This is a genomic window from Pollutimonas bauzanensis (assembly GCF_040393045.1).
Taxonomy (GTDB): domain Bacteria; phylum Pseudomonadota; class Gammaproteobacteria; order Burkholderiales; family Burkholderiaceae_B; genus Pollutimonas; species Pollutimonas bauzanensis_A.
On the sequence record NZ_JBEBUX010000015.1, the window covers coordinates 1 to 17,087 of the forward strand.

General features: G+C 54.6%; 13 protein-coding genes. 6 read left to right on the forward strand and 7 right to left on the reverse strand.

Going from position 1 to position 17,087, the window contains the following annotated elements; all coding sequences use genetic code 11:
• Positions 1-99 precede the first annotated feature (99 nt).
• On the reverse strand, positions 100-954 hold the full coding sequence (locus tag ABWO67_RS04065; protein WP_353147892.1) for a 23S rRNA (adenine(2030)-N(6))-methyltransferase RlmJ: 855 nt from the start codon (positions 952-954) through the stop codon (positions 100-102).
• 93 nt (positions 955-1,047) lie between these two features.
• A complete protein-coding gene (gene ugpQ / locus ABWO67_RS04070) occupies positions 1,048-1,806 on the reverse strand; it encodes a glycerophosphodiester phosphodiesterase (RefSeq protein WP_353147997.1) in 759 nt (252 codons plus the stop codon).
• Between the two features lie 211 nt (positions 1,807-2,017).
• Here ugpQ and ABWO67_RS04075 point away from each other — a divergent pair, with 211 nt between their 5' ends.
• Positions 2,018-3,985, forward strand: a complete 1,968-nt coding sequence (locus ABWO67_RS04075; RefSeq protein WP_353147895.1) for a SurA N-terminal domain-containing protein — start codon at positions 2,018-2,020, stop codon at positions 3,983-3,985.
• Between the two features lie 62 nt (positions 3,986-4,047).
• Here the strand turns inward: ABWO67_RS04075 and ABWO67_RS04080 are convergent, their stop codons facing one another.
• Entirely contained in the window at positions 4,048-4,683 is a 636-nt protein-coding gene (locus ABWO67_RS04080) for an arylesterase (protein ID WP_502929959.1), read from the reverse strand.
• Between ABWO67_RS04080 and ABWO67_RS04085 the strand changes: the two genes are divergently transcribed.
• A complete protein-coding gene (locus ABWO67_RS04085; RefSeq protein WP_353147898.1) occupies positions 4,682-5,356 on the forward strand; it encodes an ABC transporter ATP-binding protein in 675 nt (224 codons plus the stop codon). The two genes, ABWO67_RS04080 and ABWO67_RS04085, sit on opposite strands and share 2 nt — an antisense overlap.
• 14 nt (positions 5,357-5,370) lie before the next feature.
• On the opposite strand, the gene ABWO67_RS04090 is transcribed toward ABWO67_RS04085, so the two are convergent.
• Positions 5,371-6,351, reverse strand: a complete 981-nt coding sequence (locus ABWO67_RS04090; protein ID WP_353147901.1) for a Bug family tripartite tricarboxylate transporter substrate binding protein — start codon at positions 6,349-6,351, stop codon at positions 5,371-5,373.
• 261 nt (positions 6,352-6,612) lie between these two features.
• On the opposite strand from ABWO67_RS04090, the gene ABWO67_RS04095 reads away from it, so the two are divergent.
• Together ABWO67_RS04095 and ABWO67_RS04100 are read left to right on the forward strand one after the other, a co-directional pair.
• Positions 6,613-7,500 carry a LysR family transcriptional regulator gene (locus ABWO67_RS04095; RefSeq protein ID WP_353147904.1) on the forward strand — a complete coding sequence of 296 codons (888 nt, stop codon included), beginning with the start codon at positions 6,613-6,615 and terminating at the stop codon, positions 7,498-7,500.
• A gap of 85 nt (positions 7,501-7,585) precedes the next feature.
• Entirely contained in the window at positions 7,586-9,562 is a 1,977-nt protein-coding gene (locus ABWO67_RS04100; RefSeq protein ID WP_353147907.1) for an aconitase family protein, read from the forward strand.
• Between the two features lie 11 nt (positions 9,563-9,573).
• On the opposite strand, the gene ABWO67_RS04105 is transcribed toward ABWO67_RS04100, so the two are convergent.
• The 3 genes from ABWO67_RS04105 to ABWO67_RS04115 are packed head-to-tail and all read right to left on the reverse strand — an operon-like array spanning position 9,574 to position 12,357.
• On the reverse strand, positions 9,574-10,875 hold the full coding sequence (locus ABWO67_RS04105) for a TRAP transporter large permease (RefSeq protein ID WP_353147910.1): 1,302 nt from the start codon (positions 10,873-10,875) through the stop codon (positions 9,574-9,576).
• The gene (locus ABWO67_RS04110; protein ID WP_353147913.1) at positions 10,868-11,377 is read right to left on the reverse strand and encodes a TRAP transporter small permease; all 510 of its coding nucleotides are present in this window, start codon (positions 11,375-11,377) and stop codon (positions 10,868-10,870) included. The genes ABWO67_RS04105 and ABWO67_RS04110 overlap by 8 nt, the downstream gene beginning before the upstream one ends.
• A gap of 2 nt (positions 11,378-11,379) precedes the next feature.
• Positions 11,380-12,357: a TRAP transporter substrate-binding protein gene (locus ABWO67_RS04115; protein ID WP_353147915.1), complete on the reverse strand. Its 978-nt coding sequence runs from the start codon at positions 12,355-12,357 to the stop codon at positions 11,380-11,382.
• 226 nt (positions 12,358-12,583) lie between these two features.
• On the opposite strand from ABWO67_RS04115, the gene ABWO67_RS04120 reads away from it, so the two are divergent.
• Both ABWO67_RS04120 and ABWO67_RS04125 read left to right on the forward strand, forming a co-directional pair.
• The gene (locus tag ABWO67_RS04120) at positions 12,584-16,222 is read left to right on the forward strand and encodes a hydantoinase B/oxoprolinase family protein (protein ID WP_353147918.1); all 3,639 of its coding nucleotides are present in this window, start codon (positions 12,584-12,586) and stop codon (positions 16,220-16,222) included.
• 3 nt (positions 16,223-16,225) lie between these two features.
• Positions 16,226-17,086: a DMT family transporter gene (locus tag ABWO67_RS04125; protein WP_353147921.1), complete on the forward strand. Its 861-nt coding sequence runs from the start codon at positions 16,226-16,228 to the stop codon at positions 17,084-17,086.
• Position 17,087: the final 1 nt, after the last annotated feature.

Genomic DNA, 17,087 nt, shown 5'->3' on the forward strand with positions numbered 1-17,087 from the left:
CCCCTGTGGCAGCCGCCGCTTAAGAAACCGGTAAGCAAAGCCTAAGCCCATGTAGCCGCTGCTCAAGAAACCGACAGAGCCGCAGCATGTCATCCAAATTTACCCTTCGTTCTGCGTCAAACTAAACGTCGCTCGATCGTCCACCGCCAGTTTGTCCCGCAGCCACGGCAATGTTCTAGCCAATTCAGCATGCAACGTCCAGGGTGGATTCAGTACGAACATACCGCTGCCGTGCAAACCAAAGCCATCATCCGCCGGCTTGCGTACCGTCAGGCTCGCATGCACCCATGGCGTTTCCAGACGTTCGAGCGAACGCGTCAGTTCTTGAACCTCCCGGCGTTGAACCAGCGGGTACCATACAGCGAAACAGCCCGTGGCAAACCGTTTCAGTCCTTCGTTGACCGCTTGCAATGTGCGACGATAATCCTGCTTGTCTTCATAAGATGGATCCATGATGACTATGCCCCGGCGAGTCGGTGGCGGCAGTTGTGATTTCAGACCCTCGAAGCCGTCCGCCTCATAAACAGTAGTTTGACGCAATGCTGACCGGCCTTGCTCGGCGACATTGTGCTTTAGCACTTCAGCTTCCGAGGGGTGCATCTCAAACAAACGTAAACGATCTCGGTCTCGCAATGCGCTCAATGCCAGCCATGGCGAGCCGGGATAAAAATTCGCTACGCCGTCAGGGTTGAAAGCATGAACCTCTTCAAGATAACGTTCTATCATCACAGGCATTTCCTGAGCCTGTAGCACGCGGTCCAAGCCATCTACGAACTCGCCATTGGTCAGCGCCCATTCACTGCGCAAATCATAAAGCCCGGCGCCGGCATGGGTGTCTATGACCCAATACGGGGCGTCTTTACGATTGAAGTAATCTAGAATGTGTACGAAGACGGAGTGCTTCAGCACATCGGCGTGGTTGCCCGCATGAAAAGCGTGTCGGTAACTAAACAAGAATAATTCCTTTGCATCAACGTTGCTGTCCTTCTGGAAGGCAGCATTGTTTTATTGTGGTGTGCATGGCCCGTAGCCGCATTAGGGGCAGGTCTAGGTATAAGCCGCTGGCGATATGCTTGTGACTTCATCGGTCACTACCCCGTTACAGCCCCAGTCCAGCAGTTCCCGTATTCTGGCGGGATCGTTCACTGTCCAGACTGCTAGCGTGTAGCCTGCGTCTTGAATGGTCTTCACCAAGGGCAGGGTAGTGAACTTATGATTCAGGTTCAATCCTACGCATTCAAGTCGCTTGACTCGGCTTAGCCAGTCGGCTGGCACCTCATTTTCAATGAGCAGTGCCCGCGGCAGTCTTGGCGCCTCTTTCATTGCGGCTTCCAGTGCCACCTCCGAGAACGATGACAAAAGGGGAGGGGCATCGGCGTTCGCCCAAAGTGCTTGCGCCATCCGGGCCACTTCTTTACCGGTTTCAGCTTCGTTTCCGGTGCAAGGCTTGATTTCGATATTGCTACGTATGCCATTGGCCAAGGTATAGGCCGCGATCGCTTGCAGTGTAGGGATGGATTCCCCCGCGTATCGTTGGGAGTGCCATGCGCCGACATCCAGCAATGCAAGTTCGTTGAACGTTTTAGCGCCTGCACTGCCATTGCCGTTCGATGTACGATCGACAGTATCGTCATGCAAAAGAATGGCGATACCGTCCTTGCTGAGTTTTACGTCGTATTCCATCATGCTGAAACCACACTGTGCGCCTAACCGTATCGACGACAGGGTATTTTCAGGCGCATGGCGGCCTGCGCCGCGGTGGGCTATCAGTTTAGGGTAAGGCCAGTTAGGGTGGGCTTGGGGCATCGAGGGTATCCGGTTATTCCAGCAATAGAAACAATGGGGCATTTTATCGCCACTTGCGGGCCTTGCCTTGAGAGCGGCGGCAAAGGTGGTGGTAAACTGCATAAAATTTTCTTGTTCTGTCTGGGTTTTTCGTAATCATGGCGATCTTGGTCGCCTTTTTTGATGCAACCGTTGCGTATGACCTTATAGGCTGCGTGTCAGTGGGTGATTAATGTTCGATTTTATACGTACGCATCAACGATTGATGCAACTGGTTCTGTTGATATTGATTCTGCCATCCTTCGTTTTGATCGGTGTCAGCGGCTATACCAACTACGTGTCGGGCGACCATGATCTTGTCAAGGTGGGGAAGACCTCCATAACCCAGCAAGATTTCGACCTTGCTCGCCGAAACCAGTTAGAGCAATTGCAACAAAACAGCCAGGGCGGTTTCGATCCTGCTATGCTCGATAATCCGGCTGCTCGCAAAGCCTTGCTCGAATCCCTGATCGATCGCCGTGTGCTGGCAGAGACGGCTAGCAAAGAACGGTTCAACATTTCTGATACAGCCTTGCGTCAGGCAATTGCCGCTATGCCGCAACTGCAGGTTGACGGTCAATTTTCGCCAGAACGTTACAGTCAGGTGCTGGCTTCGGCAGGTCTTTCCACCCGCGATTTCGAGCAAAGCCAACGTGCCGAACTGGCCTTGGACCGGGTGTTGGGTCCGGTGGCGCTTACCGCAAGCGTGCCTGGGTCAGTCGTGGATCGGATTGAACATGTACTGACCGAAGAGCGCACTATTCGCCTGTTGGCATATCCTGCAAGTGAATACGAGAAAGACATAGTCATCACCGATGCCGATGTCAAAGATTGGTACGAAAAGAACAAGCAAACCCTCGAACTCCCTGAGCAAGTCAGTGCTCAGTACGTTTTGCTTAACGAAGCAGCGGCAATGGAAAATCTTCCCGCCCCTACGCAGGAAGATCTGCAAACATACTACGAGCAAAACAAGGCGCGTTATGTGCAGCCCGCCCGTATCAATCTTAGCCATATTCAGGTGAATGTTCCTGCTTCCGCTACCGATGAGCAGCGTGCTGCAGCCAAGGAAAAGGCCAACAAAATCGCCGGCAAGGTCAAGGCGAACAGCACCGCATTTGCAGACATCGCCCGTGAACAGTCTGAAGACGCCGGCACCGCCAAAGATGGCGGCAAGCTAGGCTGGATTACTAAGGGTTCATGGCCTGATGCTTTGGAACTGGTCGTGTTTGGCCTCGGCACCGGCGATATATCCGATGTCGTCGACGGTCCTGGCGGATACCATATTTTTCAGGTTAACGAAGTGCAGCCCGAAAAAGGCGAGTCGTTTGAGCAAGCCAAATCCAAGGTCGAGGCAGAAGTACGTCGCCAGCTTGGCGCGGAACGTTTTGCCGATATGGCTACGCGTCTTACCAGCCTGGTGTATGACAATCCCAGCAGTCTGCAACCCGCTGCTGATGAGCTTGGCCTGAAGGTCAAATCGGCCGCAGGCATTGCCCGCGATAGGCTCTTGCCTTCCGACGAGGTAGGTGCTGGCGCGGCATCCGCCAGTGAAGACGCAGCGGTATTGGATGATATGCGGGTTCGTCGCGCGCTGTTCACGCCGCAAGCGATGAACGATAAGCAGAACTCAGGCGTTATTGAAATTTCGCCAGACACGATGGTTGTCGTTCGGGTCGAAGCGGTTAAACCGGCCCATGTGCCCGAGGTCGAAAAGGTAACGGACCATATACAAGAACGGTTGAAAGCCGAGCGTGCATTGGCTGCTGCCGAAAAGGCCGGAAATGACGCGCTTGCGTCGTTCCAGAAGGCTGAAGATAAGGCTGATGTTCCGGAAAAATTCGGCACGCCACTTACCGTTACCCGCATTAATCCTCAGGGTATAGCCAAGCCTGTCCTGGATGCGGCATTTGCTGCTTCAGCCAAGGCTTTCCCGGAATATGTCGGAGTCAAGGGTGCGCAAGGCTTCGTCATAGTGCGTCTTGAAGACGTCAAAGCCGGAAAGACTGATGATCCTATGCTTGCCGCATTGCCCATTGAGCTTGGTCAGGCCTGGGGTCGTGCTGAAGAACAGGCAGTGCTTAAAGCGCTACGGGTGCAGGCCAATGTAACGCTTCTGCCCGAGGCCGATAAAGCACTGGCAGGGGAAACAGCGCAGGATTAACAAGTAATGATCATATCGGATTACGCGCTTATGGCGCTAATCCGGTAAGCGCTAGTCAGGCATCAACGCGTGAGCATAGGTTGCAGTTTTTCCCAGACATTTTCGGCCAGCACCGATTGGGCCTGTTCATTGGGGTGTATGCCGTCAGCCTGGAACATGTTCCTATCCGTGGCAATACCGTCAAGCAAAAATGGCACCAGCGCGGTGCCGTTTTTTTTGGCTACCGACGCGAAAATCTGCTGAAAGCGTTCAGTGTATTGGCGTCCATAATTGGGCGGTATTTGCATGCCCAGCAGCAGAACGCGGGCATTGGATTGTTGCGCCATGGCTGCCATCTTCGAAAGGTTATCTTGCGTCATGTCCAGGGATAGCCCTCTCAGCGCGTCATTGCTGCCCAGTTCTATCACCACAATATCAGGCCGATAAGTCTCTAGCGCCGCCGGCAGCCGGCTCAGGCCGCCGCTGGTGGTATCGCCGCTGATACTGGAGTTACGTATCTGGTATCCTGTCTGCTCTTCGGCCAGACGTTTGCTCAATAGCGATACCCAACCGGTATCACGTTGCAAGCCATATTCCGCCGATAAACTGTCTCCGATTACCAATATCGCAGGGTCCTGGCCTGCGGCCATGGTCACCGCCATGTTTGACCAGGAAAGACAAAAAATTGCCGCTACTACAAGACGCCTGCGTATCCACATGACATATATCCATTCAATCGAAGTTAATCAGTTATGCCAAAGGGTAAACGATTCCTCCGGCACGCTTGATATTTTAAGCAATGTCAGCTTTACCGTCGCCGACGGACAGGCTGTAGCCGTTACAGGCAGCTCGGGCTCTGGCAAGTCGACTTTGCTTGGATTGCTGGCCGGTCTGGATGTTCCTTCTTCGGGGCAAGTAAAGTTATTGGGAAATGATTTGTTCTCGCTGGACGAAGAGGCCAGGGCCGCACTGCGAGCAGCACATGTCGGCTTTGTATTCCAGTCTTTTCAGCTGTTGCCCAATCTGACCGCGCTGGAGAATGTGATGTTGCCCTTGGAGCTTGCGGGCAAGCCTGCGATACAGGCGGCCAAGAATATGCTGGAACGGGTAGGGCTGACAGAGAGATTGCATCACTACCCCAAGACCTTATCCGGGGGTGAGCAGCAGCGGGTGTCGCTTGCGCGGGCTTTTGTCGTACAACCCCGTTTGCTGTTTGCGGATGAGCCTACGGGCAGCCTGGATCCTCAGAACGGCGCCAAGATCATCGAATTAATGTTCGCTTTACACAAAGAGCACCAGACGACGCTGGTGCTGGTAACCCACGATGCGCAATTGGCTGGCTTATGCCAGCGTGAATTGCGGCTGGCTGGCGGGCGTTTGCTGGCGGATTGAGCAGCGTGGTAGGGTCAGGACGCCGCTTTTATACCCGCTTGTTTGATCAGCTTTGCACTGAGTTCGACATCATTCTTGATCAGCTCATGAAAATCCTCCGAACTTGATCCTACGGGCATGAAACCCTGTGCATCGAATTGCGCTTTCATTTTGGGTAATTGCACAACGTCGGTTACGGTTTTACGCAAAAGATCCGTTATACCTTTGTCCAGACCGGCGGGGGCAATCAATCCTATCCATGGCACATATTCGTAGTCGTTCACACCAGCCTCACTCAAGGTGGGAATGTTCGGCAAGAGATCCATTCGTTGTTTTGTCGAAACGGCCAGAGCACGCAACGTTCCCGCTTTGATCTGCGCATAGGCAGTGGGTACGGCCAGGAAGGCAAGGTCGATCTGGCCGGAAATCAAGTCGCTAGTCAGGATGCTGCCGCCTTTGTATGGAATATGGGTCATTGTTATGTCCGCCTTAGTTTCCAGGAGGACGCTGGCAAGATGCAGCGCGCTGCCAGTGCCGGAAGAACCGTAATTGATGGCATCGGGATTTTTCCTTGCGGCCTTAAGGAGGTCTTGCACTGTCTTGTACGGCGACTTTTCCGGGACTGCCAGCACAAGCGGAACATAACCCAGCAGCGTGATAGCCGTAAGCCCGTCTATCGAGTCGTATGGCAATGCGTTATTCAGGCTGGGATTTACCGAATGATTCGATGACACGAGTCCAAGCGTATACCCATTCGGTGTCGCGGCAAGTACCTCCCTTGTGCCGGGAATGCCGGCGGCGCCCGCTTTGTTTTCAATAATTACGGACTGTTTAAGTACTTGGCCCATATCTGCAGAAATAATGCGTGCCACAGTGTCCAGGCCGGATCCGGGAGCGCTTGTGACTACGATGCGAACAGGCCGGTCCGGGTAGTGTTCCGTCGCGTGGGCTGTTTCTGCAGCGGCTATGCTAAGGGTGCTAGCCAGTATGCCGGTGAATAGTATTTTGCGGTTCATGAGCGATCTCCTTTGGAGCAGGCCTGCTATGCTAAAACGGATGCACTTGAGCTTCGTGTATTTAGCTGCGCCTGATTTATTATGGGTTGGAACAAATAGGATTGCAGACGATTCTAGATAGCTCCTGTTATTACAGCTAGACTTGTTTAGTGATGGGAGCCATCTCATTTGGCGATGATCGCCGGTCGTTTGCGACAGATCGTTGGTCAACAGGCAGGGTGGATGGGCTTTGTTTCAAATACATAAAGGCTTGCAAGGTTTATGAGACGACGTATCGATGCTTATAGTTTGCGTTTATTTGTGGCGACGGCGATCGAGGGTTCGATTGCGCGAGGCGCCGCCAAAGAGCATATCGCCGCGTCGGCATTAAGCAGGCGTATCGCCGACCTCGAGCATTCCCTGGGCGTTGCATTGTTCGTGCGCTCCCCACGCGGCATCGAGTTGACGAATGCCGGGCGGGTCGTATTTGACCGTGGCTTGCAAATTGATCAAGACATACAGCTATTGAAGCGCGATGTTCAGGCATCCGATGGCGTGGTGAATGGCACGGTCAGGCTGTCGGCCAATATGTCGTCGATTATTGGCTATCTTCCAGAGCGTTTGAAAAGCTATACCGCCACGTTTCCTCACGTTACGCTGGCCTTGTCCGAGGCGGATACCAAGGATGTCATACGAGCCTGTCTGGACGACCGCGCCGACGTCGGTGTGTGCGTGAAGGCTGACGCGCCTGCCGGCCTTGATGCCTGGTATTTTGCTTCCGACCCTTTGCTGGTGGTCGTGCCGGCTGGGCATGCTTTGGCTAGCGATCAAGCCATTCGCTATACACAGGCTTTGCAATATCCATTGATCGGTGTGCATCCGGGCGGGTCTCTGGATACGCTTTTACAAGAAAAGTCCAAAGCGATAAGCGGCGTGGCCAATATCGCTGTGCAGGTCAGCAGTTTTGATGCAGCCTGCCGTATGATTGAAGCAGGGCTGGGCATAACCATCATGCCGCGTAGCGCAGCAAGCGCCTATGCCGGGGCTCGGAAATTTGTGCGCAGGCCTTTGGCTGAAACCTGGGGAGCGCGCGAATTATGGATATATTCGCTGCGTAAATCTCCGCGCTTGCGGTCTGTGCAGGCACTGATCGATACCTTGCAAGACTAAAACGCGCTGCCTATCGCATTCTTCGATGGCCCCGATGCTGCTTTGCTAGTTCACCCGTGTAGGCATTGCAGGGCAAAATCAGTCCATGGAAAATATACCTGCCACTTCTATTGCTTTTGGTTCGATTCTTTACCTATGCGACAAGCCCGAGCTGATACGGCGACAGTTGCAGGGCGAGGTTCTGACGGATGTCGATCTGACGCATTTGCGCGATGACGTTTCGACAGATGAAATTACGCCAGTCAGTATTTTGTCCCACTACGATCACAAACTGGGGCAGTTCGTCTATACCGGACTGAAGGTTGCCGACGAGCGGCCCATCGGAAACCGAGCGGTAGCTTCAAGTGGAATTCAAGTCGTTGTGGCAGGGCAACGCTATGGCAAAGGCTCGTCGCGCGAACATAGTCCCGCGGCAGAGCTATATGCGGGCGTACGCCTGGTGATCGCCAAAAGCTTCGAGCGGATTTACAGGCAAAATGCAGACAACATCGGTTTGTTGACATCCACGGATTTCGGCCTGATTCAGCGTATCGAAAGGGGCGAAGCCATCAGCTACGATGAGCTGGTAAAAGATCGCGACGAACTCGCTGCGACCATTGTTAGAAGCGGGGGCTTATTGCGATTTGGCCGCCGGCATTTGCAGCGCATTAACGTACCGCCAGTCCAAAAAGAAAAACGTCCTTTAACGCTTTTCGAAAAGATCATCAGACGACATCTTCTGGAAACCAGCCAGACCGTTTCCAACCCAGTCGCAGGGCAGGGCGCATTCGTGCGGGCGGACTGGCGCTTTATCCATGAGTACTACACGGGCATGTGCGAGCATATGCTGAATGCGGCATTCGAGCGACCGTTGAAGTTGTTCGATCCGGACAACATATTGGTTTTCGAGGACCATACGTCTTATATGCATGTTAGCCCCGCACATCTACGCGGTGGCTTGGTTCCGAACATGGTTGCCATGTGTGCGGCGCAACGTGCTTTTGCGACGACTTACGGTTTACGCATGCACCGTACCCTTACCGACGAAGAAGCCTTGCTCGATGATGGCAGCAACGTCGCTGGAATTTCGCACGCCATGATGGCTGAACACTATGCTCTGCCGGGACAAGTCGTCGTGGGCACCGACTCGCACACGCCGCATAGCGGTGCATTAGGCTGCGTGGCATTTGGGGTAGGCACCACGGATATGGCGAATGCGTTTATGACGGGCGCGACTCGCATGACTATGCCCGAGGTCTTGCTTATCGACCTGCAAGGTACATTGCCAGCCAGTGTTACGGCCAAGGATATTGTCTTGCATCTGCTGGCTCAGCCTGCGATTCGTAATGGGGAAGGCGTCGGCAAGGTTTTTGAGTTTGCCGGGCCAGCGGTGCAGTCCTTATCCATCGACGAGCGCGCGACGCTTACGAACATGGTTGCCGAACTGGGCGGTTTCACGGGCATTGTCGCGCCGGATGACAAGACGCGGGCGTTCATCCGCGAGCGTCGCGGTGTGGATTTTCATCTGGAACCTTGGATGCACAGCGATAAAGGCGCGCATTATGCTGGTGTGGTCAGTATCGATTGCGCGACACTGTCGCCCTTTGTGGCACGGCCAGGCGATCCCGGCAATGGCTTGCCACTAAGCGAACTCGATCAGCGCGTTATGGTCGATATTGCCTACGGCGGCTCATGTACCGGCGGGAAGCGGGCAGACTTCGATCTGTATCATCAGGTGCTGTCCTGGGCGCTTGAACATCATATGACGGTGCCTGAACATGTCGAGCTTTATCTGCAATACGGTACAACTGCAGTACGTGATTACTGCGTCGAGCGTGGTTACGATCGTGTCTTCAAGACGATAGGGGCCCGCATATTGCAACCATCTTGCGGCGCCTGTGCGAACTGCGGGCCTGGCGTCTCGACCGGGCCTGAGCAGGTGACGGTAAGCGCCATTAATCGCAATTTCCCCGGCCGTTCAGGGCCGGGGCAAGTCTGGCTGGCCAGTCCATCTACGGTTGCCGCCAGTGCCCTGGCGGGTGAACTGATGTCTTTTGAAGACTTGATGCGCCGTGCCGAATAACTAAAACGGGGTTACATCGTCATGTTCTTAGGCAGCCAGGTGACGATTTCCGGTACGGTGTAGACCAATAATACGCCGACTATCATCAGCAAGAACATAGGAAAAGATACCCGCGCCAGATACGGCAGTTCCTTTTTGGTCATACCTGAGAGCACGAACAAGTTGAACCCCACAGGCGGGGTAATTTGCGCCATTTCAATGACAAAGACCAGGAAAATACCAAACCATATCAAGTCGATGCCAGCCGCGGTGACGGTGGGCAACAGCACCCCCATGGTCAGTACGACTATCGATATGCCGTCCAGGAAACATCCCAGGACGATGAAAAAGACCATCAGCGCCACGATGAGGCCGAATTGCGACAACCCCAGCGATGCTATCCATTCGGCAAGCGCCCGCGGCAGGCCGATATAGCCCATAGACAGGGTAAGGAACTGCGCGCCGGCAAGGATGAGTGCAATCATGCAATACAGCCTGGTTGCCCCCATCAGGGATTCTTTGAATACCGCCCAGTTCAGCGAACCTTGGGTCAGCGATAATATCAATGCTCCCAGCACGCCCACCGCCGCCGCTTCTGTAGCGGTTGCAAAGCCTGTGTAAATCGAACTGAGTACGATGGCAATAAGGATGACAACGGGTATCAGGTGGCGGGATTCATAGATTTTTTGGACGAAGGTCAATGGCTTATCGGCGTGCGGTATCTGGTTCGGGTGCAGCAGCGACCAGATGGCGATATAGCCCATGAAAAGGCCGGCGAGCAATATGCCGGGAAAAATTCCCGCGATAAAAAGCTTGGAAATCGACACGTCCGCAGATACGCCGTACACAATCATGATGATGGACGGAGGGATGAGCAGGCCCAGTGTGCCAGCACCAGCCAGCGTACCGATGATCATGTCTTGCGGGTAACCCCGACGGGTAAGTTCCGGTATGGTCATTTTCCCTATGGTCGCGCAAGTGGCAGCCGACGAACCCGAAACAGCGGCAAAAATCGCGCAGCCGACCACATTGGTGTGCAGAAGACGACCCGGAATGCGATCCAGCCAAGGTGCCAGTCCTTTAAAAAGATCTTGTGAAAGTCGTGAGCGGAACAGGATTTCACCCATCCAGAGGAATAAAGGCAAGGCCGTCAGTGTCCAGCTGGAGGAGGCCCCCCAGATGGTGATGGCCATGGCATCGCCGGCAGGGCGGTTGGAGAACAGCTCCATTCCCAGCCAGGCTGCACCTGCCAGCGTAAGGCCTACCCACACACCACCAGCCAGGAATCCGAAAATGGACAGGACCAATAGCGAAATTATTAGCGCTTCATTCATAACGTGCTTCTTCTTCGCTGTGCTTTGCTTCAGGAATGCCGCGTATGCGCCGTATGGTTTCGTCGAGCACGGCAATAAAAAAGATTAGTGTGCCTACGGCCATGGCGATTTGCGGAATCCATAGAGGCGTGGCGTCGTCGCCGGTTGAAATGTCGTTATAGGAAAAAGAGTCCAGAACCAGTTTTCCGCTAAACCAGCACAGGTTGCCGGTGATGGCGCAGGCAATCAGCAGGGCGACGATATCGAGCCGCATGCGTCCTTTGGATGGCAACGCCGACAGCACCAGCGTGACGCGTATGTGCTCTCCGCTTTTGAAGGTATGGGCCAGGGCAAGAAAGCCGGCGGCAGCCATGGAGTAGCCGGCGTATGCATCAAGCCCTCCGATGTGCACTCCCAATTGGCGGGTAGCAATGGCCATGACCACCGCTACCAGTACGCCAACCATGAAGATAGCCGCCAGCGCGCCCGATACCAGGTAAAGATTATCGAGAAAACGGCGCATGCTTATTTATCTGCCCGGAAGGTATCAATGACTTTCTGACCGTCGGGGCCTGCTTTTTGAAGCCATTCAGCCAGCATCGTATCGCCGACCTTGTCCATGCCTTGCATTAGTTCAGGCGAAGGTTTGATGATCTCCATGCCGTTCTTGGCCAGGTTGTCCAGATACCATTGGGTCTTTTCTTTGGACAATGCCCAACCGCGTTTTTCCGCTTCTGCGCTAGCCTGGAGCAAGGCTTTCTTGTTGCTCTCGCTTAATGCGTCAAAAGCTTTCTTGTTGACGATAACGGCATTCTTGGGCAGCCATGCCTGGGTGTCGTAGAACTTCTTGATGTATTCGTACGTTTTTGTGTCCCAGCCAGTGGAACCCGATGTCATGAAGGCATTGACTACACCTGTCGCCATAGCCTGTGCCAGTTCGGATTGCTGGATGGTGACGGGTTGCGCACCGACGAGCTCCGCAATGCGCGCAGTAACCGGGCTGTAGGCGCGCCACTTGACGCCTTTCAGGTCGTCCACCGACTTGATGTCCTTATTTGCGAAGATGCCCTGAGGAGGCCAGGCAACGGTGTAAAGCGACATCATGCCCTGTGATCCCAGCTTCTTGTTCAAAAGATCTTTTTGGGCTTGGTAGAGCTTCCAGGCGGCATCGTAGCCGGTCGCCAGAAAAGGCAGACCGTCGAGCGCGTACACGGGATCTTCGTTGGCAAAATTGGTCAGTAGAATTTCGCCGATCTGGGCCTGGTTGCCTTGTACCGCACGTTTGATTTCAGGCGCCTTGTATAACGATGCATTGTTATGCAAGGTGATCTGGAAATCGCCACCCGAAAGCTTGTTGACGTCCTTGACGAACTGCTCAAGGTTCTGAGTGTGCAGATTGGATGCCGGATAAGCGCTGGGCAAGTCCCACTTGGTGACTGCCTGTGCATTGAAGGCCATAGCTACGGCGCTTGTCGCCGTCAGTAATGCGAGCGTCTTTTTCATTGGTAGAAATTCCTTTGTTCAAAAAAGCACATGAATACGACATACAAGGGAGCCGATTGTAGTGCTCGATAGCGCTGATTCTGCGTGTTTGAAACCGAATTCAGGGTAATTACTAGGAGTAATGAGCGGATTCCTTTGCGTTCGCGCCAAGAACTGCGTTCTAATCGTTTCCTTTGTACATGGGCGTTGGCCCTTACGTTTTTTTTAGCCAGAAAGTGGAGCACGCATGAAGAAGTGGCAGTTTTGGGTGGATCGTGGGGGTACCTTTACAGACATCGTGGCAGTGGCGCCCGACCGTGGAATTCTGACGCGAAAGCTGCTCTCCGAAAATCCAGAACAATACCGCGATGCGGCAGTGGAAGGGATAAAACGTATACTCAATGTAGCTCCTGGAGGTATAGTGCCAGTCGAGCAGATAGAGTGCGTCAAGATGGGTACCACAGTTGCGACGAACGCCTTGCTTGAACGTAAGGGCGAACGTACTGTGTTGGTTACCACCGCCGGATTCCGGGATGCCTTGCGTATTGCATACCAAAACCGTCCGCGTTTGTTCGACCGCCATGTCGTGCTGCCGGAGATGCTGTACGAAAGTGTCATCGAGGTCGACGAGCGGTTGGATGCGCAAGGCCAGGTATTGAAGACGCCTGACCTTGTCGCGCTGCACCAGCAACTGGCAGCCGCTTATGAACGGGGCGTTAGGACCATTGCTGTGGTGTTGATGCATGCCTGGATTCGCGGTGATCACGAAGTGCTGGTAGCTCAATTGGCACGCGATATCGGATTTACGCAGGTGTCGGTATCGCACGAAGTCAGTCCGCTGATCAAGTTTGTTTCGCGCGGCGATACAACGGTGGTCGACGCCTATCTGTCTCCGATATTGCAACGTTACGTTGAACAGGTAGCCCTCGAGTTGCCCGGCGTGCCTTTGCTGTTCATGCAGTCCAGCGGCGGACTGACGCATGCCGGTGGTTTTCGCGGTAAAGACGCCATTCTGTCGGGTCCGGCCGGTGGCATTGTTGGCATGGCCCGCACCAGTGAGCGCGCAGGCTTTCATAAAATCATCGGATTCGATATGGGAGGAACATCGACCGATGTCTCTCATTACGCCGGCGAGTTCGAGCGCGAGTTCGAAACCCAGGTGGCAGGTGTGCGAATGCGTGCGCCAATGATGAGTATCAACACGGTTGCCGCTGGCGGGGGCTCAATTCTGCATTTCGACGGCGCAAGACTGCGCGTCGGGCCCGACTCCGCGGGAGCGAATCCGGGGCCGGCGTGCTACCGCCGGGGCGGCCCTTTGGCAGTCACGGATTGCAATGTCATGTTGGGCAAGATTCAACCCGATTTTTTCCCTCGGGTGTTCGGTCCGAAAGCCGATCAGCCGCTTGATGCCGATACCGTGCAACAACAATTCAAGCAATTGGCCATAGAAGTGAATCAGGCCACGGGATTGAATATGAGTGCCGAGAGTCTGGCAGAAGGCTTTCTGTCTATCGCTGTCGGCAATATGGCTGAAGCTATCAAGCGTATCTCGGTTCAGCAGGGGCATGACGTCACTACTTATGCCTTGACTGTCTTTGGCGGGGCGGGAGGACAGCATGCTTGCCTGGTCGCCGATGCCCTGGGCATGACCAGCATTTTTTCCCATCCTTATGGCGGCGTGTTGTCGGCTTATGGCATGGGCCTGGCCGACCAGATCGAAATACGTCAGCAGACCGTAGAACAGCCCCTGGAATCCGGACTGTTGCCCAATTTGGAAGCGCAGCGCTTGCAGCTTGCCGAACAAGCTATCCAAGGCCTGGGCGAACAACATGGTGAGCATGGTCCGGTGCGCAGCGTGTGCCGCCTTCATTTGAAATATGAAGGCACCGATACGGCGCTGGATGTGGTGTTGTCGGATTCGATTGCTGCCATGCAAAAGGAATTCGAGCAGGGCTATCGACAGCGCTATTCGTTCCTCATGCCCGGCAGGCGTCTGATCGTGGAGTCGATCTCTCTGGAGGCCAGCCTTGCTGGCGATCAGATCGAAGAGGCGCCCGCACCCGCGGCGGATCGGCAGGGGCCGGTACAAACCAAGGCCATGCGCCCTATGTTCACTGCAGGCCAGTGGCGAGACACACCGGTTTATGACCGCGCCGACTTGCAGGCTAATGATGTGCTGGATGGACCGGCGATTATCTGCGAGCCCAACCAGACCCTGGTAATAGAGCCGGAATGGCAGGCCAGGCTAGACGTGCGCAACCATTGGGTACTGACGCGCCGGCGGCCGTTGACGGGGCAAATGGACGTGACCTCGCAAGTCAATCCCATCATGCTGGAGGTCTTCAATAATTTATTCATGTCGATCGCAGATCAGATGGGCGTGCGTCTTCAAAATACGGCTTATTCCGTCAACATCAAGGAGCGACTGGATTTTTCCTGCGCCATTTTTGATGTGCACGGGAACTTGATTGCCAATGCGCCACATATGCCGGTACACCTGGGTTCCATGAGCGAGTCCATCAAAACGGTCATGCGTGAGAATGCTGGCCGCATGCAGCCCGGCGACGCCTACGTAGTTAACGATCCCTATCATGGCGGCACACATTTGCCTGACGTCACGGTGATCACACCGGTTTTCGACAGAGCAGGTAAAAACATTCTGTTCTTTGTGGGGTCTCGCGGACACCATGCGGATATTGGCGGACTGACGCCGGGTTCCATGCCGCCGAACTCCAAGACGGTGGAAGACGAAGGTGTGTTGTTTACCAATTTTCAATTGGTGGGCAACGGCGTATTTCGCGAAACCGAGGCGCGTGCCATATTGGGTTCGGGGAAATGGCCGGCTCGCAATCCGGACCAGAACCTGGCCGATATGCGGGCGCAAATCGCCGCCAACGAAAAGGGCGTACGTGAACTGCTGAATATGTGCGACCAGTTTGGTTTGGACGTTGTCGCTGCCTACATGCAGCACGTGCAAGACAACGCCGAAGAGGCGGTGCGCAAGGTCATTACGCACCTGAGAGACGGTCAGTTTGATTATGCGCTGGACAATGGCGCGCATATCAAAGTGGCGATCAAAGTCAACCAGGAGGACCGCAGCGCGATCGTCGATTTCACCGGAACGTCCGATCAACTGGACAATAATTTCAATGCGCCGGCATCCATCGCGGTTGCGGCAGTATTGTATGTATTCAGGACCCTGGTTGATGACGAGATCCCTTTGAATGCGGGTTGCCTGAAGCCGCTGGAAATCATCGTGCCGCAAGGCTCCATGCTCAAGCCCAACCCTCCCGCTGCCGTGGTCGCCGGCAATGTGGAAACCTCTATGTGCATCGTGAACGCGCTATATGGTGCGCTGGGGGTTTTGGCGGCAAGCCAGGGAAGCATGAACAACTTCACCTTCGGGAATCATCAATATCAGTATTACGAAACCATTGCCGGGGGCACGGGCGCCGGGCCTGAGCGTATCGGTGTGCCATTCGACGAGGCGGGTGGTTTTGACGGTACTTCGGTAGTACAGGCGCATATGACCAATTCCCGTTTGACCGACCCCGAGGTGTTGGAGCTGCGGTTCCCGGTCAGGCTCGAATCCTACGAGATCCGTCAAGGCTCGGGCGGGGCGGGGCATTGGCGGGGCGGAGACGGTGGCGTTCGTAAAGTCCGGTTTCTTGAACCCATGACGGCAGCAATTTTGTCCAATAACCGTGTCTATCCTCCTTTTGGCCTTGCGGGCGGCCAAACGGGTATGTTGGGTTCCAATTACGTTGAACGGGCCGATGGATCAATAACGCCGCTAGGCCCCCAAGACAGCACCGAACTTGCCGCGGGAGATGTCTTTGTCGTTGAAACGCCAGGAGGCGGTGGCTACGGTGCAAAAGCGAGCTAGTCAATGCTAGTGTTGGCGGTATTGTTTGTTTTTATCTGGTCCACTGGTTTCATTGTGGGAAAGGCGATAGTGCCTTACGCCGATCCCACGTTGTTTCTACTGGTGCGAACCATTATTGCCGCCATCTTGTTTACAGGCATAGCGCTTTATGTGCGGGTTCCCTGGCCCGCATGGCGCCAGGTACCCAAGCATTTGCTGGCTGGCATATTGCTTCAGGGCTTGTACTTATCCGGTACATACTGGGCTATTGCGGGGGGCCTACCGCCTGCAATCATGGCGCTCATTGGCGCATTGCAGCCACTCATGACCGCCTTTTTTGCAATGCCCATCTTGAAAGAGGTTCCAACCCGCAAAGTATGGCTCGGCCTTGTGTTAGGCTTGCTGGGTGTTTTTCTGGTGATACAGCCCAACCTAGCCCGAGGTGGCCAAGATTCTTTCTCTATAGCCGTACTCCTGATTGCGCTGCTTGCCGTGCTGTCGATCACGTTCGGCACCATACTGCAAAAGACGTCAATATCAGCCGTCGATATACGCGTATCGGCCGCATTGCAAAATATTGGCACGGTATTCTTTACCGGCCTGTTTGTCTGGATACTGGGGGAAAGTCGCTGGGTATGGTCAGGCCAATTGTGGGCGTCTTTGCTTTGGGCTGCATTTGTTTTGTCAGGGGTCGGGGCCTTGTTGCTGGTCTGGATAGTACGGCGGGGGCAGGCCGCGACGGCGTCTTCGCTGATGTTCCTGGCGCCACCGCTTGCGGCTGTCGAGGCTTATTTTTTATTTGGCGACCGTTTGACGCCTATCCAGCTATTTGGGTTTGTCATCGCGGTGGCCGGGGTTCTGGTGTGTAATTGGCGACGCCGGTAAT

Coding starts and splice junctions, on each gene's coding strand:
- ugpQ (WP_353147997.1), bottom strand. CDS start 1,806: ATGCCCCAAGCCCACCCTAACTGGCCTTACCCTAAACTGATAGCCCAC.
- ABWO67_RS04075 (WP_353147895.1), top strand. CDS start 2,018: ATGTTCGATTTTATACGTACGCATCAACGATTGATGCAACTGGTTCTG.
- ABWO67_RS04085 (WP_353147898.1), top strand. CDS start 4,682: ATGACATATATCCATTCAATCGAAGTTAATCAGTTATGCCAAAGGGTA.
- ABWO67_RS04080 (WP_502929959.1), bottom strand. CDS start 4,683: ATGTGGATACGCAGGCGTCTTGTAGTAGCGGCAATTTTTTGTCTTTCC.
- ABWO67_RS04090 (WP_353147901.1), bottom strand. CDS start 6,351: ATGAACCGCAAAATACTATTCACCGGCATACTGGCTAGCACCCTTAGC.
- ABWO67_RS04095 (WP_353147904.1), top strand. CDS start 6,613: ATGAGACGACGTATCGATGCTTATAGTTTGCGTTTATTTGTGGCGACG.
- ABWO67_RS04100 (WP_353147907.1), top strand. CDS start 7,586: ATGGAAAATATACCTGCCACTTCTATTGCTTTTGGTTCGATTCTTTAC.
- ABWO67_RS04105 (WP_353147910.1), bottom strand. CDS start 10,875: ATGAATGAAGCGCTAATAATTTCGCTATTGGTCCTGTCCATTTTCGGA.
- ABWO67_RS04110 (WP_353147913.1), bottom strand. CDS start 11,377: ATGCGCCGTTTTCTCGATAATCTTTACCTGGTATCGGGCGCGCTGGCG.
- ABWO67_RS04115 (WP_353147915.1), bottom strand. CDS start 12,357: ATGAAAAAGACGCTCGCATTACTGACGGCGACAAGCGCCGTAGCTATG.
- ABWO67_RS04120 (WP_353147918.1), top strand. CDS start 12,584: ATGAAGAAGTGGCAGTTTTGGGTGGATCGTGGGGGTACCTTTACAGAC.
- ABWO67_RS04125 (WP_353147921.1), top strand. CDS start 16,226: ATGCTAGTGTTGGCGGTATTGTTTGTTTTTATCTGGTCCACTGGTTTC.